Annotated in this window: 17 protein-coding genes; 14 read left to right on the top strand and 3 right to left on the bottom strand. The window is 69.1% G+C overall.

The features are described from left to right. Window positions 1-138: 138 nt before the first annotated feature. Entirely contained in the window at window positions 139-942 is an 804-nt protein-coding gene (locus ACAM51_RS04960) for an FTR1 family protein (protein ID WP_218295407.1), read from the bottom strand. Between the two features lie 345 nt (window positions 943-1,287). Here ACAM51_RS04960 and ahpC point away from each other — a divergent pair, with 345 nt between their 5' ends. From ahpC to ACAM51_RS04890, 14 genes are all read left to right on the top strand, one after another. After that, window positions 1,288-1,863, top strand: coding sequence for an alkyl hydroperoxide reductase subunit C (gene ahpC, locus ACAM51_RS04955; RefSeq protein WP_218340229.1), 576 nt, complete (start codon window positions 1,288-1,290; stop codon window positions 1,861-1,863). Window positions 1,864-2,039: 176 nt separating this feature from the next. Beyond that, on the top strand, window positions 2,040-3,656 hold the full coding sequence (gene ahpF, locus ACAM51_RS04950) for an alkyl hydroperoxide reductase subunit F (protein ID WP_369642891.1): 1,617 nt from the start codon (window positions 2,040-2,042) through the stop codon (window positions 3,654-3,656). Between the two features lie 360 nt (window positions 3,657-4,016). Beyond that, entirely contained in the window at window positions 4,017-6,227 is a 2,211-nt protein-coding gene (locus tag ACAM51_RS04945) for a TonB-dependent hemoglobin/transferrin/lactoferrin family receptor (RefSeq protein ID WP_369643768.1), read from the top strand. 47 nt (window positions 6,228-6,274) lie between these two features. Next, a complete protein-coding gene (locus ACAM51_RS04940) occupies window positions 6,275-6,631 on the top strand; it encodes a hypothetical protein (RefSeq protein WP_369642890.1) in 357 nt (118 codons plus the stop codon). Continuing rightward, entirely contained in the window at window positions 6,628-7,761 is a 1,134-nt protein-coding gene (locus ACAM51_RS04935; protein ID WP_369642889.1) for a hemin-degrading factor, read from the top strand. Before ACAM51_RS04940 ends, ACAM51_RS04935 begins: the two co-directional genes overlap by 4 nt. Then, entirely contained in the window at window positions 7,751-8,635 is an 885-nt protein-coding gene (locus ACAM51_RS04930) for a hemin ABC transporter substrate-binding protein (RefSeq protein WP_218340231.1), read from the top strand. Before ACAM51_RS04935 ends, ACAM51_RS04930 begins: the two co-directional genes overlap by 11 nt. Further along, a complete protein-coding gene (locus ACAM51_RS04925) occupies window positions 8,632-9,714 on the top strand; it encodes a FecCD family ABC transporter permease (RefSeq protein WP_369642888.1) in 1,083 nt (360 codons plus the stop codon). Before ACAM51_RS04930 ends, ACAM51_RS04925 begins: the two co-directional genes overlap by 4 nt. Next, entirely contained in the window at window positions 9,711-10,523 is an 813-nt protein-coding gene (locus tag ACAM51_RS04920) for a heme ABC transporter ATP-binding protein (protein ID WP_369642887.1), read from the top strand. Before ACAM51_RS04925 ends, ACAM51_RS04920 begins: the two co-directional genes overlap by 4 nt. Before the next feature lie 115 nt (window positions 10,524-10,638). Next, a complete protein-coding gene (locus tag ACAM51_RS04915; protein ID WP_369642886.1) occupies window positions 10,639-11,016 on the top strand; it encodes a hypothetical protein in 378 nt (125 codons plus the stop codon). A 144-nt stretch (window positions 11,017-11,160) separates the two neighbouring features. Further along, the gene (locus tag ACAM51_RS04910) at window positions 11,161-12,417 is read left to right on the top strand and encodes a TolC family protein (RefSeq protein ID WP_369642885.1); all 1,257 of its coding nucleotides are present in this window, start codon (window positions 11,161-11,163) and stop codon (window positions 12,415-12,417) included. A 37-nt stretch (window positions 12,418-12,454) separates the two neighbouring features. Beyond that, on the top strand, window positions 12,455-13,012 hold the full coding sequence (locus tag ACAM51_RS04905; protein ID WP_369642884.1) for a hypothetical protein: 558 nt from the start codon (window positions 12,455-12,457) through the stop codon (window positions 13,010-13,012). Further along, complete coding sequence (locus ACAM51_RS04900; protein WP_369642883.1) at window positions 13,009-14,130, top strand: efflux RND transporter periplasmic adaptor subunit; 1,122 nt, start codon at window positions 13,009-13,011, stop codon at window positions 14,128-14,130. The genes ACAM51_RS04905 and ACAM51_RS04900 overlap by 4 nt, the downstream gene beginning before the upstream one ends. Window positions 14,131-14,143: 13 nt before the next feature. Beyond that, window positions 14,144-17,263, top strand: a complete 3,120-nt coding sequence (locus tag ACAM51_RS04895) for an efflux RND transporter permease subunit (RefSeq protein WP_369642882.1) — start codon at window positions 14,144-14,146, stop codon at window positions 17,261-17,263. Window positions 17,264-17,303: 40 nt separating this feature from the next. Next, on the top strand, window positions 17,304-17,693 hold the full coding sequence (locus tag ACAM51_RS04890) for a hypothetical protein (protein ID WP_218295396.1): 390 nt from the start codon (window positions 17,304-17,306) through the stop codon (window positions 17,691-17,693). Window positions 17,694-17,773: 80 nt separating this feature from the next. On the opposite strand, the gene ACAM51_RS04885 is transcribed toward ACAM51_RS04890, so the two are convergent. After that, window positions 17,774-17,995: a hypothetical protein gene (locus ACAM51_RS04885; protein ID WP_369642881.1), complete on the bottom strand. Its 222-nt coding sequence runs from the start codon at window positions 17,993-17,995 to the stop codon at window positions 17,774-17,776. A gap of 220 nt (window positions 17,996-18,215) precedes the next feature. Next, window positions 18,216-19,037 carry a pyruvate, water dikinase regulatory protein gene (locus ACAM51_RS04880; protein ID WP_218295395.1) on the bottom strand — a complete coding sequence of 274 codons (822 nt, stop codon included), beginning with the start codon at window positions 19,035-19,037 and terminating at the stop codon, window positions 18,216-18,218. Window positions 19,038-19,044: the final 7 nt, after the last annotated feature.

The raw sequence follows: 19,044 nt of genomic DNA, 5'->3' as shown, positions 1-19,044 counted from the left end.
CTGCGCGCCGAGCGCGGCCGGGGCGGGCTTCGTGCGCGGCGCCATGCCGCTTCCCGCCAAAAAAAGAGGCCCTGGGTGTGATGACCCAGGGCCCGGTGCATCGGCGGGCCGCGTGTGGCGGCCTGGCCTGCCAGCGGGCTACAGCGCCTTGGCGGACGGGCCCGCTGGCGTGGCCGTGGGCTGCCCGGCGCGCTGCTGGTCGCGCCAGTGCGCAATGCCCAGCCACAGCGTGGGGACCAGCACCAGGGCCAGCGAGATCGCCTGGGCCACCGTGCCTTCGGCCAGATCCTCGGTGGCGGCATGCCACCAGGCGTTGTCGATGCCCGGAATCAGCGCGCCTTCGGTGAATTCATGGAAGGCATAGACCACGAGCTGGACCGCGAACACCGCCATGAACCACGAGGTCACGCGGAAGAAGCGGCCCAGGTTCACCGCACGGCCGTAGCGCGTCCAGGCCCATGCAATGGCGATGGCCAGGGCCAGGCCGGCGATGCCGCCCCAGGCCATGTAGCCCAGCTCGGCGCTGCGGGCCAGCGCGGCCAGCATCGTGGCGGTCTCCACGCCTTCGCGGCCCACCATGAACAGCGAGAACAGAAACACGGCCAGGGCGGCGCGCGGGCCCTCCAGCACGCTGGCGCGGTCGATGCGCTGGGCGATCTCCTGGCCCATGCCTTTGCCGGCGCTGCGCATGTGCACCACGCACCAGGCGACGGCGGCCGCGGCCACCAGGGCCATCACCCCCTCGGCCGCGGGTGACAGCGCGCCCACCTGCGACAGCACCCAGCCCAGCACCAGCGACAGCAGCACCGCCACCACGACGCCGGCGCGCAGTGGCAGCAGCAGCGCCAGGCGCCCGGTCTTGCGCAGATACAAGGTGGCGATGGCCACGACAAGCAGGGCTTCAAGCCCCTCGCGGAAACAGATCAAGAGGGTCTGGAACATGGCGGATTCGGTTCTTTGCTATGAGTTTATGAGCTGCTTGCGCTTTTCCATCCAGCGCGCGGGGGCCGGTGGGGCCACGCCCGACGTGAGCCGTGCGGAGATGGATGTGCCTTGCGCCCCTGGAGCAGATCATAAATTCAACTGAGAATGAGTTGTATTTGAATATTTGACAAGGCGCAATGGTTGGGCATGTTCCCCTGTGGGCCAGGGGCGGAGGATTTTCCGGTTTCAGTCTCGATGTATAGTTATTGGCAATTGATTTGATCTAATCAATTAATTGGATTGATGGTCCGGAAAGGCCTAGACTTCAGTCCTGTTCACTCAACCACCAACAAGGAAACAGCAATGTCCCTGATCAATACGCAAGTTCAGCCGTTCAAGACCACCGCTTTCGTCAACCGCAATGGCAAGGGTGAATTCATCGACCTGACCGAAGCCGACCTGAAGGGCAAGTGGTCCGTGCTGATCTTCATGCCCGCAGCCTTCACCTTCAACTGCCCCACCGAAATCGAAGACGCCGCCGAGCACTACGCAGAGTTCCAGAAGGCTGGCACCGAGGTCTACATCGTCACGACCGACACGCACTTCTCGCACAAGGTGTGGCACGAAACCTCGCCCGCCGTGGGCAAGGCCAAGTTCCCCCTGGTCGGCGACCCTACGCACCAGCTGACCAACGCGTTTGGCGTGCACATCCCTGAAGAAGGCCTGGCACTGCGCGGCACGTTCGTGGTCAACCCCGACGGCATCATCAAGACGTCCGAAATCCACTCCAACGAGATCGCCCGCGACGTGAAGGAAACCGTGCGCAAGCTCAAGGCTGCCCAGTACACCGCCGCCCACCCCGGTGAAGTCTGCCCCGCCAAGTGGAACGACGGCGCCAAGACCCTGGCTCCTTCGCTGGACCTGGTCGGCAAGATCTGAGCGGACACTGATTCGGCAGAGCGCTGCGGGCGCTCCCCAGCCGGACAGCGCCATGGCGCACGCGCGCCATGCCGTCCGGCTTTTTTACGCCTTTTTCACCTACCTTTGCGGTGCCGGGCTTGCCACAAGCAGCCCCAGCCCCCACCCTGCAAGTCACAACTCGAAAGGACACCACCATGCTCGACGAACAACTCAAGACCCAGCTTTCCGCCTACCTGGAGCGCGTGACGCAGCCGTTCGAACTGGTGGCTTCCCTGGACGACAGCGAAACTGCCCGCGAGATGCGCGAGCTGCTGACGACCATCCAATCCCTGCGCAGCGACAAGATCACGCTGCGCACCGACGGCAACGACGCGCGCAAGCCCTCGTTCAGCCTGCAGCGCGTGGGCAGCACGAATTCGCTGCGTTTTGCCGGCCTGCCCCTGGGCCACGAATTCACCTCGCTGGTGCTGGCCCTGTTGTGGACCGGAGGCCACCCGCCCAAGGTCGAGCCCGAGGTGATCGAGCAGATCGCCGCGCTCGACGGTGACTTCAACTTCGAGGTCTACATGAGCCTGACCTGCCACAACTGCCCGGACGTGGTGCAGGCGCTGTCGCTCATGGCCATCGTCAACCCCAAGATCAAGACCACCGTGATCGAAGGCGGCGCCTTCCAGCAGGAAGTGGCCGACCGCGAGATCATGGCCGTGCCCATGGTGTTCATGAACGGCCAGGTGTTCGCCTCGGGCCGCATGTCGGTCGAGGAGATCGTGGCCAAGCTCGACACCGGCGCCGCCGCCCGTGACGCGGCCAAGCTGTCGGCCAAGGCACCGTACGACGTGCTCATCGTCGGCGGCGGCCCCGCCGGCGCCGCGGCCGCCGTGTACGCGGCCCGCAAGGGCATCCGCACCGGCGTGGCGGCCGAGCGCTTCGGCGGCCAGGTCAACGACACGCTGGCCATCGAGAACTACATCTCCGTGCTGGAAACCGACGGACCCAAGTTCGCCGCTGCCCTGGAAGCCCACACCCGCGCCTACGACGTGGACATCATGAACCTGCAGCGCGCCGACCAGCTGATCCCCGCGGCCCAGCCCGGCGGCCTGATCGGTGTGAAGCTGGCCAACGGCGCCACCTTGCAATCGAAGACGGTGATCCTGTCCACCGGCGCGCGCTGGCGCAACGTCAACGTGCCCGGCGAAGCCGAGTACAAGAACAAGGGCGTGGCCTACTGCCCGCACTGCGACGGCCCGCTGTTCAAGGGCAAGCGCGTGTCGGTCATCGGCGGCGGCAACTCGGGAGTCGAGGCCGCCATCGACCTGGCCGGCATCGTGGCCCATGTCACGCTGGTGGAGTTCGCCGACCAGCTCAAGGCCGATGCCGTGCTGGTCAACAAGCTCAAGAGCCTGCACAACGTGACCATCCACACCAACGCGCAGACCATCGAGATCACCGGTGCCGACGGCAAGGTCAACGGCCTCAAGTACAAGGACCGCGCCACGGGCGTGGAGCACCTGGTGCAGCTCGAAGGCGTGTTCGTGCAGATCGGCCTGGTCCCCAACACCGAATGGCTCAAGGGCACGGTGGAGCTGTCCAGGTTCGGCGAGATCATCGTCGACTCGCACGGCCGTACCAACCTGCCCGGCGTGTTCGCGGCGGGGGACTGCACCACGGTGCCGTTCAAGCAGATCGTGATCGCTGCGGGCGATGGGTCGAAGGCCGCGCTGAGCGCATTCGACCACCTGATCCGCATGCCGGTGGTGGCGGCCGCGCCAGCGGGTGCCCCGGCTGCGGAAACGGTGGCGGAAACCGTTTGATGTTTGATTGAAAATGGCCTGCAGCGCTTGATGGTAAAGCGCTGGAAGCTATCAATAGATGAGCGACCGGCTGTGTTGTGCGGCCGGTCGCTTTTTTTCGTGGGCCCGCCGTGTCTTGGGGAGCGGCTGGTGCCTTGTGGTTGTAAATCTGATTACGTATTGAGAATTATTCTCATATAATTCACCCCATCAGCCAGCCACAACGGCCCTTTCTGCTGCCCGCAGAAGCCAGGACCGTCTGCATGGAGCCAGCTCTGTATTCGTTGTCGTTTCAGAGAAGGACTCCCCTCCGTGGCGCAGGCATTCCGTACCCCTCCGTTTTCTTCCCGGCGCGCACAGGCGCACCCCTCCGATCAATGGCTGCAAGGCCGTCTGCGGCCGCTCACGTGGCTGGTGGCCTGTGCATGTGCCGCCATCGGCAGCGCGCATGCGCAGGACGTGGCGCAACTGATCGCTGCCGGCCCGGCGCTCAAGGAGGTGGTCATCAGCGGCTCGCGCAGCGAGCAGGACCGCGACGAGTTGCCCATGAGCATCGACGTGATCAACGCGCAGGCCATCGAAGAAGGCCAGGTGCGCGACATCCGTGATGTGGCGCGTGAACTGCCCAACGTGTCCGTCACCCGCTCGCCCGCGCGCTTCACGCTGGCCAGCGGCTCCACGGGGCGCGAGCAGAACGCGGGCTTCAACATCCGCGGCCTGGACGGCAACCGCGTGCTGATGATGGTGGACGGGATCCGCCTGCCGCGCAGCTACGTCTTCAGCGCCAACGCCTTCGGGCGCGACTACCTGGACATCGGCCTGCTGCAGCGCATCGAGGTCGTGCGCGGCGCCACGTCGGCGCTGTACGGGTCGGACGGCATGGCGGGCCTGGTCAACTTCATCACGGCCGAACCATCGGCCTTCCTCGATGGCGACAAGCGCATCGGCGGGCGTGTGAGCGTGGGCTACGACGGCGACGACCACGGCAAGCGCGTGGGCGCCACGGTGGCGGGCAAGGCGGGCGACACGGTGCAGTGGCTGCTGGGCGGCAACGTCACGCGCGCCAGCGAGCTCGACAACATGGGTACCAACAGCGCGGCCAATGCCGACCGCACCCGTCCCAACCCGCAAAAGGACCAGAGCGGCGCGCTGCTGGGCAAGGTCATCCTCACGCCCGGCGGCGGCCAGCGCCATGTGTTCACGCTGGAGCATGTGGACAAGAACTCCGACTACGGGCTGCTCACCGCGCGCTCCAAGCCGCCGCTGGCCGCCGCGTCCGTGCTGGGCTCCACGTCGTTCACCGACATGCAGCGCAGCCGTGCGACGTGGGAGGGCTCGTGGCGCGTGAACTCCGCCTTTGCCGACGACCTGAAGGCGACGCTGAGCTTTCAGGATTCCCACTCGCGCGAGTACGTCACCGAGGACCGCAACACCGCCGCCGACCGCGTGCGCGACGTGACCTACGACGAGCGCACCTGGCAGGCCAACCTGCAGGGCAGCAAGGTGCTGCGCGCAGGCCCTGGTGGTCTGGTACAGAAGATCACCTACGGCTTCGACTACACGTCGGCCAAGGTCGAGAACCTGCAGACCGGCGTGACCCCGCCCGTGGGCGAGACCTTCCCGCTCAAGCGCTTTCCGGACACCACCGAGACAAGCGCGGCCCTGTATGTGCAGGACGAGTTCGTGACCGGCCCCTGGAGCATCACGCCGGGCGTGCGCTTCGACAGCTTCCGCATCAAGGCCGACCAGGCGGGCTTTGGCGCGCAGGCCGTGTCCCTGTCGGGCAATGCCACCTCGCCCAAGTTCGGCGTGCTGTACCGCGCCAGCGAGCAGTGGAGCGTGTTCGGCAACTACGCGGCGGGCTTTCGTGCGCCCAACGCGGGTCAGGTCAACGCCTTCTTCGAGAACCCGGTCAGCAATTACAAGACCGTGCCCAACGCCAACCTGCGCCCCGAAAAGAGCCAGAACTTCGAGCTGGGCGTGCGCGGCCGTTTGGAGAGCCTTTCCATCGAGGCCGCCGCCTTCACCGGCCGCTACAAGGACTTCATCGAGGACCTGCGCCAAGTGGGCGGCACCGGTGCGCCGGGCAACCCGCTGGTGTTCCAGTCGGTCAACATCGGCCGCGTCAAGCTCAGCGGCTTCGAGGTCAAGGGCGACATGCGCTGGGGCCGGTGGGCCGGCGGGCAATGGACATCGCCGTTCAGCTACGGCCAGACGCGCGGGCGCGATACCGCCACCGGCAGGCCGGTGAACACGGTGGACCCATCGCGCCTGTCTGCCGGCCTGCGCTACGACACCGGCCACTGGATGGCGCGCCTGGATGCCACCCACAGCGCGGCCAAGAAGGCCAGCGACGTGACCGTGGCGACGGGCAGCACGCAGTACCTCACGCCGTCGTACACGGTGCTCGACCTGTCGGGCCAGTGGCGCATCCGCAAGGACCTGCGCCTGAACCTCGGCATCTACAACCTGACCGACAGGAAACACTGGCGCTGGGCCGACGTGCGCGGCCTGGCCGCCAACGCCAACTTCATCGACGCCTACAGCCAGCCCGGCCGCTCCGTGCGGGTGTCGCTGGTGGCGGACTTCTGAGCACCCACGTGAACACGTTCCAAGGCCACCCATCAAGGAGAACACCCATGAGCCACGTTCCCGACCCTTCCAATGCCTCCGAGGCCAGCGCCCACTGCGACGAGGAGTACAGCCTGCCGTGCGCCGAGGCGCTGCTGGCCGGCACGCTCGCCCTGATGACGGGCTACGTGCAGGCCTGCTGCGACACCCACCGCGACGCCATGGGCCGCAAGATATCGGCCAACCTGCAGATGCTGGCCGACGCCGACGGCTTCACCGCTCACTTCCGCACGGTGGTCTGGAGCCTGCAGGGCCGTTGGGAACAGCAGTGCAAGGCGCGCCAGGACACCGCCGCCAGCGCCGCACTGGTGGCCGCAGAGCAGCGCCGCGTGCTGTGGCACACCGCGCCGGAGGCCGTGCAATGAGCCGCGCCGTGACGAACAACCCGGGCAATCCGGCCTCCGCGCCCCTGGCCGCACCCGACATTCGCGCGCAGTTCGCCACCGCACGTGCTGCCGGCAAGCGCGCCAAGGAGGCGGCCGAGAGCCTGGGGCTCTCGGAAGGCGCTGCGGTGGCGGCCCACGCGGGCGAGCACGGCCACCCGCTCAAGGCCGTGCCGCTGCAGGGTTCGTGGCTGGAGATGCTGCAGGCGCTCGAGGCCTGCGGCCCCTTGATGGCCCTCACGCGCAATGAAGGCGTGGTGCATGAGAAGACCGGCATTTACACCAACGTGTCGGCCACAGGCCCGGTGGGCATCGCGCTGGGCGAAGACATCGATCTGCGCCTGTTCTTCGCGCAGTGGCATGCTGGCTTTGCCGTGACCGAGCTGGCCAACGACCCCGCCAGGCCGCCGTCGCGCAGCCTGCAGTTCTACAACGCCAGCGGCCGTGCCGTGCACAAGATCTTTACCCGCGAAGCGACCGACCTGGCGGCGTTCGATGCGGTGGTGAGCCGCTTCGCGCAGCCCAGCGCGGGCTATGTGTTCGGCAAGGCGCCCGCGCCGGAAGCGGTGCGGCCCGATCCCGACATCGACGCCGACGGCCTGCGCGAGGCCTGGGGTGCCATGCAGGACACACACGAGTTCTTCGGCCTGACCAGGAAATTCGGCGTGGAGCGTCAGCAGAGCTTTCGCCTGGTCGAAGGCCAGTTCGCGTGGCGCGCCGAACCGCAAGCGGTATCGCGCCTGCTGGACGAGGCCGCGGTGGACGGACTGCCCATCATGGTGTTCGTGGGCAGCGGCGGCTGCATCCAGATCCACACCGGGCCGGTGCGCAACATAAAGCCGCTCGACACACCGCACGCCCAGTGGATCAACGTGCTGGACGCAGGCTTCAACCTGCACCTGCGCACCGACATGGTGGCCAGCGTGTGGGTGGTGGAAAAGCCGACGGCCGATGGCGTCGTCACCTCCGTCGAGGCGTTCGACCATGCGGGCGAGCTGATGGCCATGTTCTTCGGTGCGCGCAAGCCCGGCAAGCCCGAGCTGCAGGGCTGGCGCGACCTGGTGGCGCGGCTGCCGCAGGCGCAGCAAGATGAGGTGGTCCATGCTGCGTGATGGCCTGACCGACACGGCGCGCAGGCAGCTGCTGCGCGGCATGGCAGCGCTGCCGCTGCTGTCTGTGGTGGGCGCGGAGCGCGCAGTCGCGGCCAGCCCGGCGCGCATCGTCTCGCTGGGCGGTGCGTTGACCGAGGTGGTCTACCTGCTGGGCGCGCAAGGCCAGCTGGTGGGCACCGACACCACCAGCCTGTTCCCCGAGGCCGCGCTCAAGACCGCCAAGGTCGGCTACATGCGCCAGCTCTCGGCCGAGGGGCTGCTGTCCCTCAAGCCCGACGCCGTGGTGGGCACCACCGAGGCCGGCCCGCCCGTGGTGCTGGACCAGGTGCGCAGCGCCGGGGTGCGGGTGGAGCTGGTCAAGGCCGACCACACCTGGGACGAAGTGCAGCGCAAGGTGGCCACCGTGGGCCGCGTGGCCGGCCGCGAGCGCGAGGCCACGGCCCTGCAGGCGGACCTGGATGCGCAGTGGGCGGCGGTGCACAAGCTGGTGGCCGCGTCCGCGCGCCGCCCGCGCGCGATCTTCATCCTGTCGCACGGCGGCAGCCCCATGGTGGCGGGCACCGGCACGGCGGCCGATGCGCTGATCCGCTTTGCGGGCGGCACCAACGCCATCACGCAGTTCGCGGGCTACCGGCCGCTCACGGCCGAGGCCATGGCCAGCGCCGCGCCCGAGGTGCTGCTCAACAGCACGCAGGGCATCGAGGCGCTGGGCGGCGAGGCCGCGTTCTGGCAGCGGCCGGAACTGGCGCTCACGCCCGCTTTCCGCCACAAGGCCCTGGTGACGATGGAGGCCAGCCAGCTGCTGGGCTTTGGTCCGCGCCTGCCCGGGGCCGTGCGCGAGGTGCACACCCGCATGCAGGCGATCACGGCGTGAGCGGCCTGTCCGTGGCGCAGCCGGGTGCGCGCTGGACCGCGGGGCGCCTGTCGCCCCGCACCGCGCTGACCGTGGGCTCGGCACTGGTGGTGCTGGCCTTGGCCTGGGCCAGCACCCAGGGCGCGTACGCCATCGCGCCCGCCCAGCTGTGGCAGGTGCTGCTGCAGGCCGTGGGGCTGGCGCCTTCTGCCGAACAGGCACCGGAATACCTGGTGTTCATCAACATCCGGCTGCCACGCCTGTTGATGGGCGTGGCGGCCGGGGCGGGCCTGGGGCTGGCGGGTGCGCTGATGCAGGGGCTGTTTCGCAACCCGCTGGCCGACCCCGGCCTGATCGGCGTGAGCAGCGGCGCCGCGCTGGCTGCTGCGCTCACCATCGTGCTCGGCATGCACTGGCTGCCCGACATGCCGCGCACGCTGGGCAGTTGGTCGCTGGTGACCATGGCCTTTGGCGGTGGCCTGGTGGTCACGGCGCTGATCTATGGGCTGGCGCAAGCCGATGGCGCCACGCGCATGGGGCTGATGCTGCTGGCGGGCGTGGCGGTCAATGCGCTGGCGCTGGCGGGGCTGGGCTACCTCAACTTCATCTCCACCGACGAGCAACTGCGCAACATCCAGATGTGGCTGCTGGGCAGCCTGGGCGGCGCGCGCTGGAGCGCCGTGGCGCTGGTGGGATCCATCGTGGCGGTGGCCTGCGGCCTGGGCCTGGCGCTGGCGCGCCCGCTCAATGCGATTGCCCTGGGAGAGGCGCAGGCCGCGCTGCTGGGCGTGCCGGTGGAGCGCACCAAGCGCCTGGCGGTGCTGGTGACGGCGCTCGCCGTGGGGGCCGTCACGGCGGCCACCGGCATCATCGGCTTCATCGGCCTGGTGGCGCCGCACTGGGTGCGCCTGGTGGCCGGGCCGGATCACCGCGTGGTGCTGCCGGGATCGGCCCTGCTGGGCGCCGCGCTGGTGCTGGCGGCCGACGTGGTGGCGCGCACCATCGTCAAGCCGGCCGAGTTGCCGCTGGGCGTGCTCACCGCCTTCATCGGTGTGCCCTTGTTCCTGGCCATGCTGCGCCAATTCAGGAGCAAGGTATGAGAGCAGGCCCGCTCCATCCCGGCGATCCGCTGGTGTGCGATCAATTGGCGGTGGGCCTGCCCGGCCTGCCGCTGCTGGCGACCGTGCATGCGCGCCTGGCGCCTGGCCGCTTCACCGCCATCCTGGGGCCGAATGGCGCGGGCAAATCCACGCTGCTGTCCATGCTGTCGGGCCAGCGCGCGCCGCGCTCGGGCTCGGTCAGCCTGAGGGGCCGGGCGCTCACTGCGGTTGGTGCCTTGGAGCTGGCGCGCCTGCGCGCCGTGCTGCCGCAAGAGACGGCGGTGGCCTTCGACTTCACGGTGCAGGAGGTGGTGGAGATGGGCCGCTTTCCGCACCGCCAGTCGCCCAGCCGGAACGAGGCGTGCATCGCCCGCGATGCCATGGAGGCCACCGGCGTGGTCCACCTGGCGGCGCGCGGCGTGAACACCTTGTCGGGCGGCGAGCGGGCCCGCGCCCACCTGGCCCGGGCGCTGGCGCAGATCTGGGAGCCCCGGCCCGATGGCGCCACGCGCTGGCTGCTGCTCGACGAGCCCACCGCCGCGCTCGACCTGGCGCACCAGCACCAGGCCATGGCCCTGGTGCGCCGCTGGGCGGTGGAGCAGGGCATCGGCGTGGTGGCGGTGCTGCACGACCTGAACCTGGCGCTGCGCTATGCGCACGACGTGGTGCTGATGGGGGCCGGGCGCTGCGACGTGGGGTCCGTGGGGCAAACGCTGGACGCGGCGGCGATCGCGCGCGTGTGGGGTGTGGAGTGTTCCGAAGTGCGCGCCAGCGACGGCACGCCGCAGTTTCTCGTGGCGGCCGGATGAAGCCGACATGACGATTTGGTCATCTGCTCCCGTCTTCCCCTTGGTCGCATGGGGATATGCACGGTTGCGCATGCTGCACCGCGCCATCTTGTCACTAGAATGCGCGCACACCACCATGCGCCGCCTGCTCCTCGTCTTTTTGCTGCTGTTCATGCCGCTCCAGTCCATCTGGGCGGCTGCATCGCCGTATTGCGGGCACGAGGCAGCGCCGCAGGCATCGCACTTTGGCCACCATGTGCACGAGCACCGGGCCGATGTGCCGGCCGAGCCATCCCAGGCCAGCGAAACTCAGGACCACAAGGCCCTGGCCACCACCGGCACGGCCGACATGGACTGCCATGCCTGCCACGGCGTGGGCAGCGGCATGGCGCTGAGCGCGGGTGCCCAGGCCATCGTGGTCTCGGTCGCCCGCCCTGTTTCCCTGGTGGCACCTGCCTGGGTGCATCCACCCCTCTCACGCCCCGAACGTCCCAACTGGTCCGTCCTCGCCTGAGCGGCGAGGCGGGGCACCGGGTAGCCCCTTCCTGACGATTCCACGCAGCTCTCGCGAGCGGCGGCGGCGCGTGCTTGTGCGCCGGACATCGTCGTGCCTTGCCGATTTCAACCCCGTGGCCCCCGGCCATTGCAGAGGAATCGGATGCAACGAACGAGAAGAACGAACCACACACCACGGCTGTGCATGGCGGCCGTGGCCCTGGGGTGGGCGCTGGCCGGCAGTGCTGCGCTGGCCCAGACGCCGGCGCCACCGCTCACGCTCAAGGCCTTGTTCGACAGGGCCTGGGAGCGCCAGCCCGAGGCGCAGTCGGCCGCGCTGCGGCGCGAATCGGCACAGGCCGCGCGCAGCGGTGCATCGTCCTGGACGGCCGAACCCGCCGCGCTGGAGCTGCAGGCCAAGACCGACCGCCCCGGCAGCAACCAGGGCAACCGCGAAGTGGAGATGGGCGTGGCCCTGCCGCTGTGGCTGCCCGGCGAGCGCGCCCGCAAGGCCGCGCTGGGCGATGCCGAGATCAAGGCCGTGGAAAGCCGCCGCCTGGCCGCGCAGCTGCAATTGGCCGCCGCCGTGCGCGAGGCCTGGTGGACCCTGCAGCGCGCGCAGGCAGAACTGGGCCTGGCGCAGGACCGGCTGCACAACGCGCAGCGCCTGGCGGCCGACGTGGCGCGGCGCTTTCAGGCCGGAGACATGTCGCGTGCCGACCAGGCCCAGGCCGATGGTGCCGTGGCCCAGGCCGAAGCCGCGGTGGCCGAGGCCACGGGCGCACGCGATGTGGCCCAGGCAGCCCTGGTGGCATGGGGCGGCAACGGGGTGCTGGCCGACGGTGCCGAGCCCGAGGCCGAAGCGCTGCCAGCAGCCGGCCTGCCCACCGACCACCCGGCGGTGGCGGACTGGAACGACCAGGCCGCAGTGGCGCGCCGCGCCGCCGACCTGGCCGCCGTGCAGACCCGTGCCAACCCCGAGCTGACCGTGGCCGCCACGCGCGGGCGCGAGCAGGCCGGCGAGCGCTACCTCCAAAGCTTCACGGTCGGCGTGCGCGTGCCCCTGGGCGGTGGCGACCGGGCGCGCGCCAAGGAGACAGCGGCCCGTGCCGACGCGCTGGACGCCGAGGTGCGCGCCCGCGCCGAGCAGGACCGCCTGGCCGCCGACCTGGCCGCGGCCACGGCCCGCGTGAAAGCCACGCAAGCCCAGCGCGACGCCATGGCCCGCCATGCGGCACTGGCCCGCGATACGCGCGGTTTCGTCGACAAGGCCTTCCGCCTGGGCGAAGCCGACTGGCCCACGCGCCTGCGCGTGGAGCTGGAAGCCGTGCAGGCCGAGCGCCAGCTGGCGCGTGCCCGCATCGATGCGGCGGCCGCCGTCTCCACCTTGCGCCAGGCCCTGGGCCTGTTGCCGCAGTGAGCGCCCTATCCATCCCGACACCCTGTTTGTGATCACCATGCAACTCCTTTCTCTTCCTTCCGCGCTGGCCCTGGCCTTGGTGCTGGGCCTGGCGCCGTCGTGGGCACTGGCTGGCGATGGCCATGACCATGGCGAAGCCCCCGCCGCCGCAGCCGGCCCTGCGATACCGCGCTTTGCCGCCACCTCCGACCTGTTCGAGCTGGTGGGCGTGCTCGACGGGCAAAAACTGGCGCTCTACCTGGACCATGCGGGCGACAACAGCCCGGTCAAGGAGGCCCAGCTGGAGATCGACATCGCCGGCACGCGCGTGCCCGTGACCCGCGTGGCCGACGGCGAGTTCCAGGCCGCGCTGACCGCACCGCTGGCCGAGGGCGTGAGCCCCGTCACCGCCACCGTCGTCGCCGGCAACGATACCGACCTGCTGGCCGGCGAGATCGACGTGCACGCCGCGGCCCAGGCCCACGCCGAGCCCACGGGCCGGCGCAACGCGCTGGTCGCCGGTGCCGTGGCCGCCGTGCTGGCAGCCCTGGCCCTGGCGTGGGGCCTGCGGCGTGGCCGCGCCGCGCGCGCCCAGCGCCTGGGAGGTGCAGCATGAAGCGCCTGACCTCTCTCCATTCCGTCGTGGCCCTGGCGATGGCCGCTGCGCTGTGCGCCCCGCTGGTGGCGCGTGCCGGTGAAGGCCATGACCATGGCGACGCGCCCGCGGCGGCCGACGGCAACGGCCCCAAACGCCAGCCCGATGGCAGCGTCTTCCTGCCCAAGCCTGCGCAGCGCCAACTCGGCGTGCGCACCCTGGTGGCCGCCGAGGGCCGGCACCCCAAGGCCTTCGAGCTGGCCGGCACGGTGGTCATGGACCCCAACGCTGGCGGCAAGGTGCAGGCCGCGCTGGCCGGCCGGCTGGAGGCCGGGCCCAAGGGCCTGCCCGGCGTGGGCCAGGCGGTGCGCAAGGGCGAGGTGCTGGCCTACGTGGTGCCCACGGCGGGCGCCATCGAGCGCTCCAACCAACTGGCCCAGCAGGCCGAGCTGCGTGCTGCACGCGACCTGGCGGCACGCCGCGTGGCGCGTTTGAAGGACCTGTCGGACACCGTGCCGCGCAAGGACATCGAGGCGGCCGAGAGCGAGCTGCAAAGCGTCACCCAGCGCCTGGGCGCGGTGGGGGCGGGCCTTTCGACCCGCGATGCGCTGGTGGCGCCCGTCTCGGGTGTCATCGCCTCGGCCAATGCCGTGGCAGGGCAGGTGGTGGATGCGCGCGAGCTGGTGTTCGAGGTGGTGGACCCCACGCGCCTGCGCGTCGAAGCCCTGGCTTACGACACGGCGCAGGCCCACAGCGTCGCCGGCGCCGCGCTGGCCGTGGGCGGGCAGCGCGTGCCGCTGCGTTTTCTGGGCGCGGCGCGCAGCCTGCGCGACCAGGCGCTGCCGCTGCAGTTTGCCGGCGACTCGGCCGTGCTCGGTACCTTGGCCCTGGGCCAGCCCGTGCGCGTATTCGTGCAATCCACCGAGCAGGCCGTTGGCGTGCAGGTGCCCGTGGCTTCGCTGCTGCGCAATCCCGCGAACCAGACCATCGTCTGGGTCAAGGAGTCGCCCGAGCGTTTCGTGCCGCGCGTCGTCACCTACGTGCCCCTCGACGGCACCTCGGTGGCCGTGACCTCGGGCCTCAAGGCCGGTGACCGCGTGGCCACGCAGGGCGCCACGCTGATCAACCAGGTCCGTTGAAGGAAACCACGCAATGTTCAAGTGGCTACTCGAAAGCAGCCTGGCCAACCGGCTGCTGGTGCTCATCGCGGCGGGCGTGCTGATGGCCTATGGCGCCTTCACGCTGTCGCGCACGCCGGTGGACGTGTTCCCCGATCTCAACAAGCCCACCGTCACGCTGATGACCGAGGCCGGCGGCATGGCCGCCGAGGAGGTGGAGCAGCTCATCACCTTCCCGCTGGAGACGACCATGAACGGCCTGCCCGGCGTGGAGAGCGTGCGCTCCACCTCCAGCGCGGGCCTGTCCTTCATCTACGTCACCTTCGACTGGAGCACGGACATCTTCCGCGCGCGGCAGATGGTGTCCGAGCGCCTGTCGTCCATGGAGGAGGGGTTGCCCGCGGGCGTCACGCCGCGCATGGGGCCCATCAGCTCCATCATGGGCGAGATCATGCAGGTGGCGATCCCCATCGACGTGCAGCGCACCACGCCCATGGCCGTGCGCGAGTACGCCGACTGGGTGCTGCGTCCGCGCCTGCTGGCGATTGCCGGCGTGGCGCAGGTGATCCCCATCGGCGGCGAGGTGCGCCAGTTCCAGGTGCAGCCCAACACGGCGCGCATGGCGGAGCTGGGCATCACGCACGACCAGCTCACGGGGGCGCTCAAGGGCTTCTCCAGCAACACTTCGGGTGGCTTTTTGGAGCTTAACGGGCGCGAGTACCTGATCCGCCACCTGGGCCGCACCTCGCGCCTGGAGGATCTGCAGAACCTGGCGCTCACCGCAAGGAACGGCCAGCCCGTGCTGCTGCGCCAGGTGGCCGAGGTCACATTTGCTGCGGCCCTGAAGCGCGGCGATGCGGGCTTCGAGGGCAAGCCGGCCGTGATCCTCGGCATCCAGAAGCAGCCCACGGCCGACACCATCGCGCTCACGCGCAGCATCGAGTCGGCGCTGGGTGATTTGAAGAAGTCGTTGCCCGCAGGCATGGAGGCGCCGCGCGTCACCTTCCGCCAGGCGAGCTTCATCGAGGCCTCGGTCACCACCCTGCAGGGCAAGCTCATGGGCGCCTCGGTGTTCGTGGCGGTGATTTTGTTCGTGTTCCTGGGCACGCTCAGGCCCACGGTGATCGCGCTCACGGCCATCCCGGTGTCGATCTTCATCACGGCGCTGGTGTTCAAGTACTTCGGCCTGTCGATCAATACCATGACGCTGGGCGGCCTGGCCATTGCCATCGGTGGCCTGGTGGACGATGCGGTGGTGGACGTGGAGAACGTGCTGCGGCGCCTGAAGATGGACCGCTCGAAGCACCCGAACCACCGGCTGCACCCGCTGGAGGTGGTCAAGCTCGCGTCGATGGAGGTGCGCTCGGGCATCCTCTACGCCACGGCCATCATCGTGCTGGTGTTCCTGCCGCTGTTCGCGCTGCCGGGCATCGAGGGGCGGTTGTTCGTGCCGCTGGGCATCGCGTTCATCGTCTCCACCGTGGCTTCGCTGCTGGTGTCGGTCACCGTCACGCCGGTGCTGGCCTTCTACCTGCTGCCGCGCATGAAGAACCTCAACCATGGCGATACCCGCGTGGTGGCCTGGCTCAAGGCGCGCTACCGCGGTGGGCTCACCCGGGTGCTGGCGCACCCGCGCGTCGCCATGGCCGTGAGCGCGGTGGCGGTGGTGCTCTCGGTGGCGGCGGTGCCGTTCTTTCCGACGACCTTCTTGCCGCCGTTCAACGAGGGCACGCTGCTCATCGGCATGCGCCTGAACCCGGGCGTGACGCTGGCCGAGTCCACCGCCCTGGCCAGCCAGGCCGAGGTGCTGGTGCGCCAGGTGCCCGAGGTCACGCACGTGGGCCGGCGCAGTGGCCGGGCCGAGCTCGACGAACATGCCGAGGGCGTGCACGTGAGCGAGCTCGACGTGGGCCTGCTGACAGCGTCCGAGCTCACACGCAGCATGGCCGAGGTGCAGGCCGACATCCGCAGCCGGCTGGCGCAGATGCCGGCGGCGATCGCCATCGGCCAGCCGATCTCGCACCGCATCGACCACATGCTCTCCGGCGTGCGCTCGCAGATCGCGATCAAGCTCTTCGGCGAGGACCTGGATACCCTGCGCGGCCAGGCCGATGCGCTGCGCGCGCGCCTGGCCAGCATCGACGGCCTGGCCGACCTGGAGGTGGAAAAGCAGGTGCTGGCCCCGCAGATCACCGTGCGCGTGGACCACGCCGCCGCCGCGCAGTACGGCGTGCCGGCCGCGCAGGTGCTGGCCACGCTGCAGGGCCTGGTGGAAGGCGAGAAGGTCACGCAGATCGTGGAAGGCAGCCGGCGCTTTGCCCTGGTGGTGCGCCTGCCCGAGAGCGCGCGCTCGCTCGATGGCCTGGCGCAGATCATGATCGAGACACCGCGCGGGCGCGTGCCGCTGTCGCGCCTGGCCAGCATCGAGGACGGCGACGGCCCCAACCAGATCAGCCGCGACGATGGCAAGCGGCGCATCGTGCTCTCGGCCAATGCGCAGGGCAGGGCACTGTCCGACGTGGTGGCCGACATCCGCAAGGTGGTGGGCGAAACGCGCCTGCCGGATGGCTACTTCATCACCCTGGGCGGCCAGTTCCAGGCGCAGGAAGAGGCCAGCCGCCTGGTGGGCATGCTCGCCATCGTCTCGCTGGTGCTGATGTTCGTGGTGCTGTACACACGCTACCGCTCGGCCACGCTGTCGGCGCTGATCATGGCCAACATCCCGCTGGCGCTGGTGGGGGCCGTGCTGGGGCTGTGGATCTCGGGCCAGCCGCTGTCGGTGGCGGCACTGATCGGCTTCATCACGCTGGCGGGTATCTCGGTGCGCAACGGCATCCTGAAGGTGAGCCACTACCTGAACCTGATGCGCGTGGAAGGCGAGAACTTCGACACCGCGATGATCGTGCGCGGCTCGCTGGAGCGCCTGTCCCCTGTGCTCATGACCGCCCTGGTCACGGCCTTCGCGCTGGCGCCGCTGCTGCTGGAGGCCGAGCGCCCCGGCACCGAGATCCTGCACCCGGTGGCGGTGGTGATCTTCTCGGGCCTGATCAGCTCGACCCTGCTCGACACCTTCCTCACCCCGGCCCTGTTCTGGCTGTTCGGCCGCCGCGATGCCGAGCGTCTTCTGGACGACAAGAACGCCGAGGCGTTCTGACCCTGTTCCCTGTTTCCATCCTCCCTTTGAAAGGATCACCATGACAACGAAACATCTTCTCGCCACCCTGGCCCTCGCATTCTGTGGCACTGCCTTTGCGGCAGGCGACCACGCCCACGGGCACGAACACAAGCCGCTGCATGGCGGCATCGTCGTGGAAGCCAATGACATGGACTACGAACTCGTGGCCAAGCCCGACCTCCTCACGCTGCACCTGCGCGACCACGGCAAGCCCGCCAGGACCGAAGGCGTGAACGCCAAGCTCACGCTGCTGAACGGTACGGAAAAATCCGAGGCGATGCTGGTGCCGGCGGGAGAAGGCCGGCTGGAAGCCAAGGGCACGTTCAAGGTGGCCGCGGGCACCAAGGTGGTGGCGCTGGTGGCGCTGCCGGGCAAGAAGCCGGCGAATGTGCGGTTCGCGGTGAAGTAGGCGCGCGCTCATTCTGCGTGTTGCAGGCCGGCGGCATGACCCCGCCAGCTGCTGCGCGTGGATTCGTCCTCCGCGCCGGCCTACTTCCACTGACGTCCATCGCCGGTAGCGCACCCGTAGGGTGGCACGACCCGGGCAAAGCGTTCCTGCAGTTGCGCGCAGCCCTGGCGGTTCAGGGGCGCTGGCGCCCTGGAGTTCAGTTCGAGCCCCACTTCGTCGTAGGGCGAAGTGGCCTTGTGCACGTAGTCGTACCAACGTTTGCCGACGAACAGCACCACCATTGCGGCGGCTGCAAAAGACACCAGGGCACCAGGGCAACGTGAAGGATGCGGGATTTTTTAACGAGGCTCCGGGGGCGCGATGCCGCACAAAGCGATCCACGAGCAGGGGAGCGGTCGAGGTTGGTGCTCCCAATCGCTCACATATTAATAGCTATCAGATATTGCTGATCAAGCGCTAGAGCCTTTTTAATCAAGCGACGGGGTGCGACGCGTTCGGCGCACACGCTCGGCGGTTCGCCCCTCAGTACACCAGCCGCTCCGGCCGGATCTCCTGCAGGATGGTCGTGGCGATCTCTTCGATGGACTTGGTGGTGGTGGACAACCACCGGATGCCCGCGCGGCGCATCATGGCCTCGGCTTCGGAGACTTCCATGCGGCAGTTCTCCAGGCTGGCGTAGCGGGAGTTGGGACGGCGCTCCGCGCGGATTTCGGCCAGGCGGTCGGGGCTGATGGTCAGGCCGAAGATCTTGCTGCGAAACGGCACCAGCGCGGGGGGCAACTGGCGGCGCTCGAAGTCTTCGGGGATCAGCGGGTAGTTGGCCGCCTTGAGGCCGCACTGCATGGCCAGGTACAGGCTGGTCGGTGTCTTGCCGCTGCGGCTCACGCCCACCAGGATCACGTCGGCCCCCGCCAGGTCACGGTTGCTCTGGCCGTCGTCGTGCGCCAGGCTGAAGTTGATGGCCTCGATGCGGTCGGTGTATTCCTTGCTGCGGCTCACGTCGCTGAAGCGGCCGACACGGTGGTGCGACTTGATGCCCAGTTCTTCTTCCAGCGGGTGCACGAAGGTGCCGAACATGTCCAGCAGCATGCCCTTGCAGCCTTCCTGGATGACCTTGAGCACTTCCATGTTGACAAGGGTGGTGAAGACCACAGGCTTCTTTCCCTCGACCTCGCCCGTGTGGTTGATCTGCCGCACCGCCTGGTGGGCCTTGTCCACGGTGTCGATGAAGGGCAGGCGCACATGGCGCGGCTTCATCTCGAACTGCGCCAAAATGGCATTGCCGAAGGTTTCGGCGGTGATGCCGGTGCCGTCCGAGACGAAAAAAACGGTGCGCGTGTGCATGGAGCAG

Source organism: Acidovorax sp. A79, from assembly GCF_041154505.1.
Taxonomy (GTDB): Bacteria; Pseudomonadota; Gammaproteobacteria; order Burkholderiales; family Burkholderiaceae_C; genus Acidovorax.
This window is presented reverse-complemented; position numbering and strand designations above follow the sequence as displayed.

Bases quoted from the DNA above. Each gene is read 5' to 3' on its own strand.
- ACAM51_RS04960 (WP_218295407.1), bottom strand. From the start codon at position 942: ATGTTCCAGACCCTCTTGATCTGTTTCCGCGAGGGGCTTGAAGCCCTG.
- ahpC (WP_218340229.1), top strand. From the start codon at position 1,288: ATGTCCCTGATCAATACGCAAGTTCAGCCGTTCAAGACCACCGCTTTC.
- ahpF (WP_369642891.1), top strand. From the start codon at position 2,040: ATGCTCGACGAACAACTCAAGACCCAGCTTTCCGCCTACCTGGAGCGC.
- ACAM51_RS04940 (WP_369642890.1), top strand. From the start codon at position 6,275: ATGAGCCACGTTCCCGACCCTTCCAATGCCTCCGAGGCCAGCGCCCAC.
- ACAM51_RS04935 (WP_369642889.1), top strand. From the start codon at position 6,628: ATGAGCCGCGCCGTGACGAACAACCCGGGCAATCCGGCCTCCGCGCCC.
- ACAM51_RS04930 (WP_218340231.1), top strand. From the start codon at position 7,751: ATGCTGCGTGATGGCCTGACCGACACGGCGCGCAGGCAGCTGCTGCGC.
- ACAM51_RS04920 (WP_369642887.1), top strand. From the start codon at position 9,711: ATGAGAGCAGGCCCGCTCCATCCCGGCGATCCGCTGGTGTGCGATCAA.
- ACAM51_RS04915 (WP_369642886.1), top strand. From the start codon at position 10,639: ATGCGCCGCCTGCTCCTCGTCTTTTTGCTGCTGTTCATGCCGCTCCAG.
- ACAM51_RS04910 (WP_369642885.1), top strand. From the start codon at position 11,161: ATGCAACGAACGAGAAGAACGAACCACACACCACGGCTGTGCATGGCG.
- ACAM51_RS04905 (WP_369642884.1), top strand. From the start codon at position 12,455: ATGCAACTCCTTTCTCTTCCTTCCGCGCTGGCCCTGGCCTTGGTGCTG.
- ACAM51_RS04900 (WP_369642883.1), top strand. From the start codon at position 13,009: ATGAAGCGCCTGACCTCTCTCCATTCCGTCGTGGCCCTGGCGATGGCC.
- ACAM51_RS04895 (WP_369642882.1), top strand. From the start codon at position 14,144: ATGTTCAAGTGGCTACTCGAAAGCAGCCTGGCCAACCGGCTGCTGGTG.
- ACAM51_RS04890 (WP_218295396.1), top strand. From the start codon at position 17,304: ATGACAACGAAACATCTTCTCGCCACCCTGGCCCTCGCATTCTGTGGC.
- ACAM51_RS04880 (WP_218295395.1), bottom strand. From the start codon at position 19,037: ATGCACACGCGCACCGTTTTTTTCGTCTCGGACGGCACCGGCATCACC.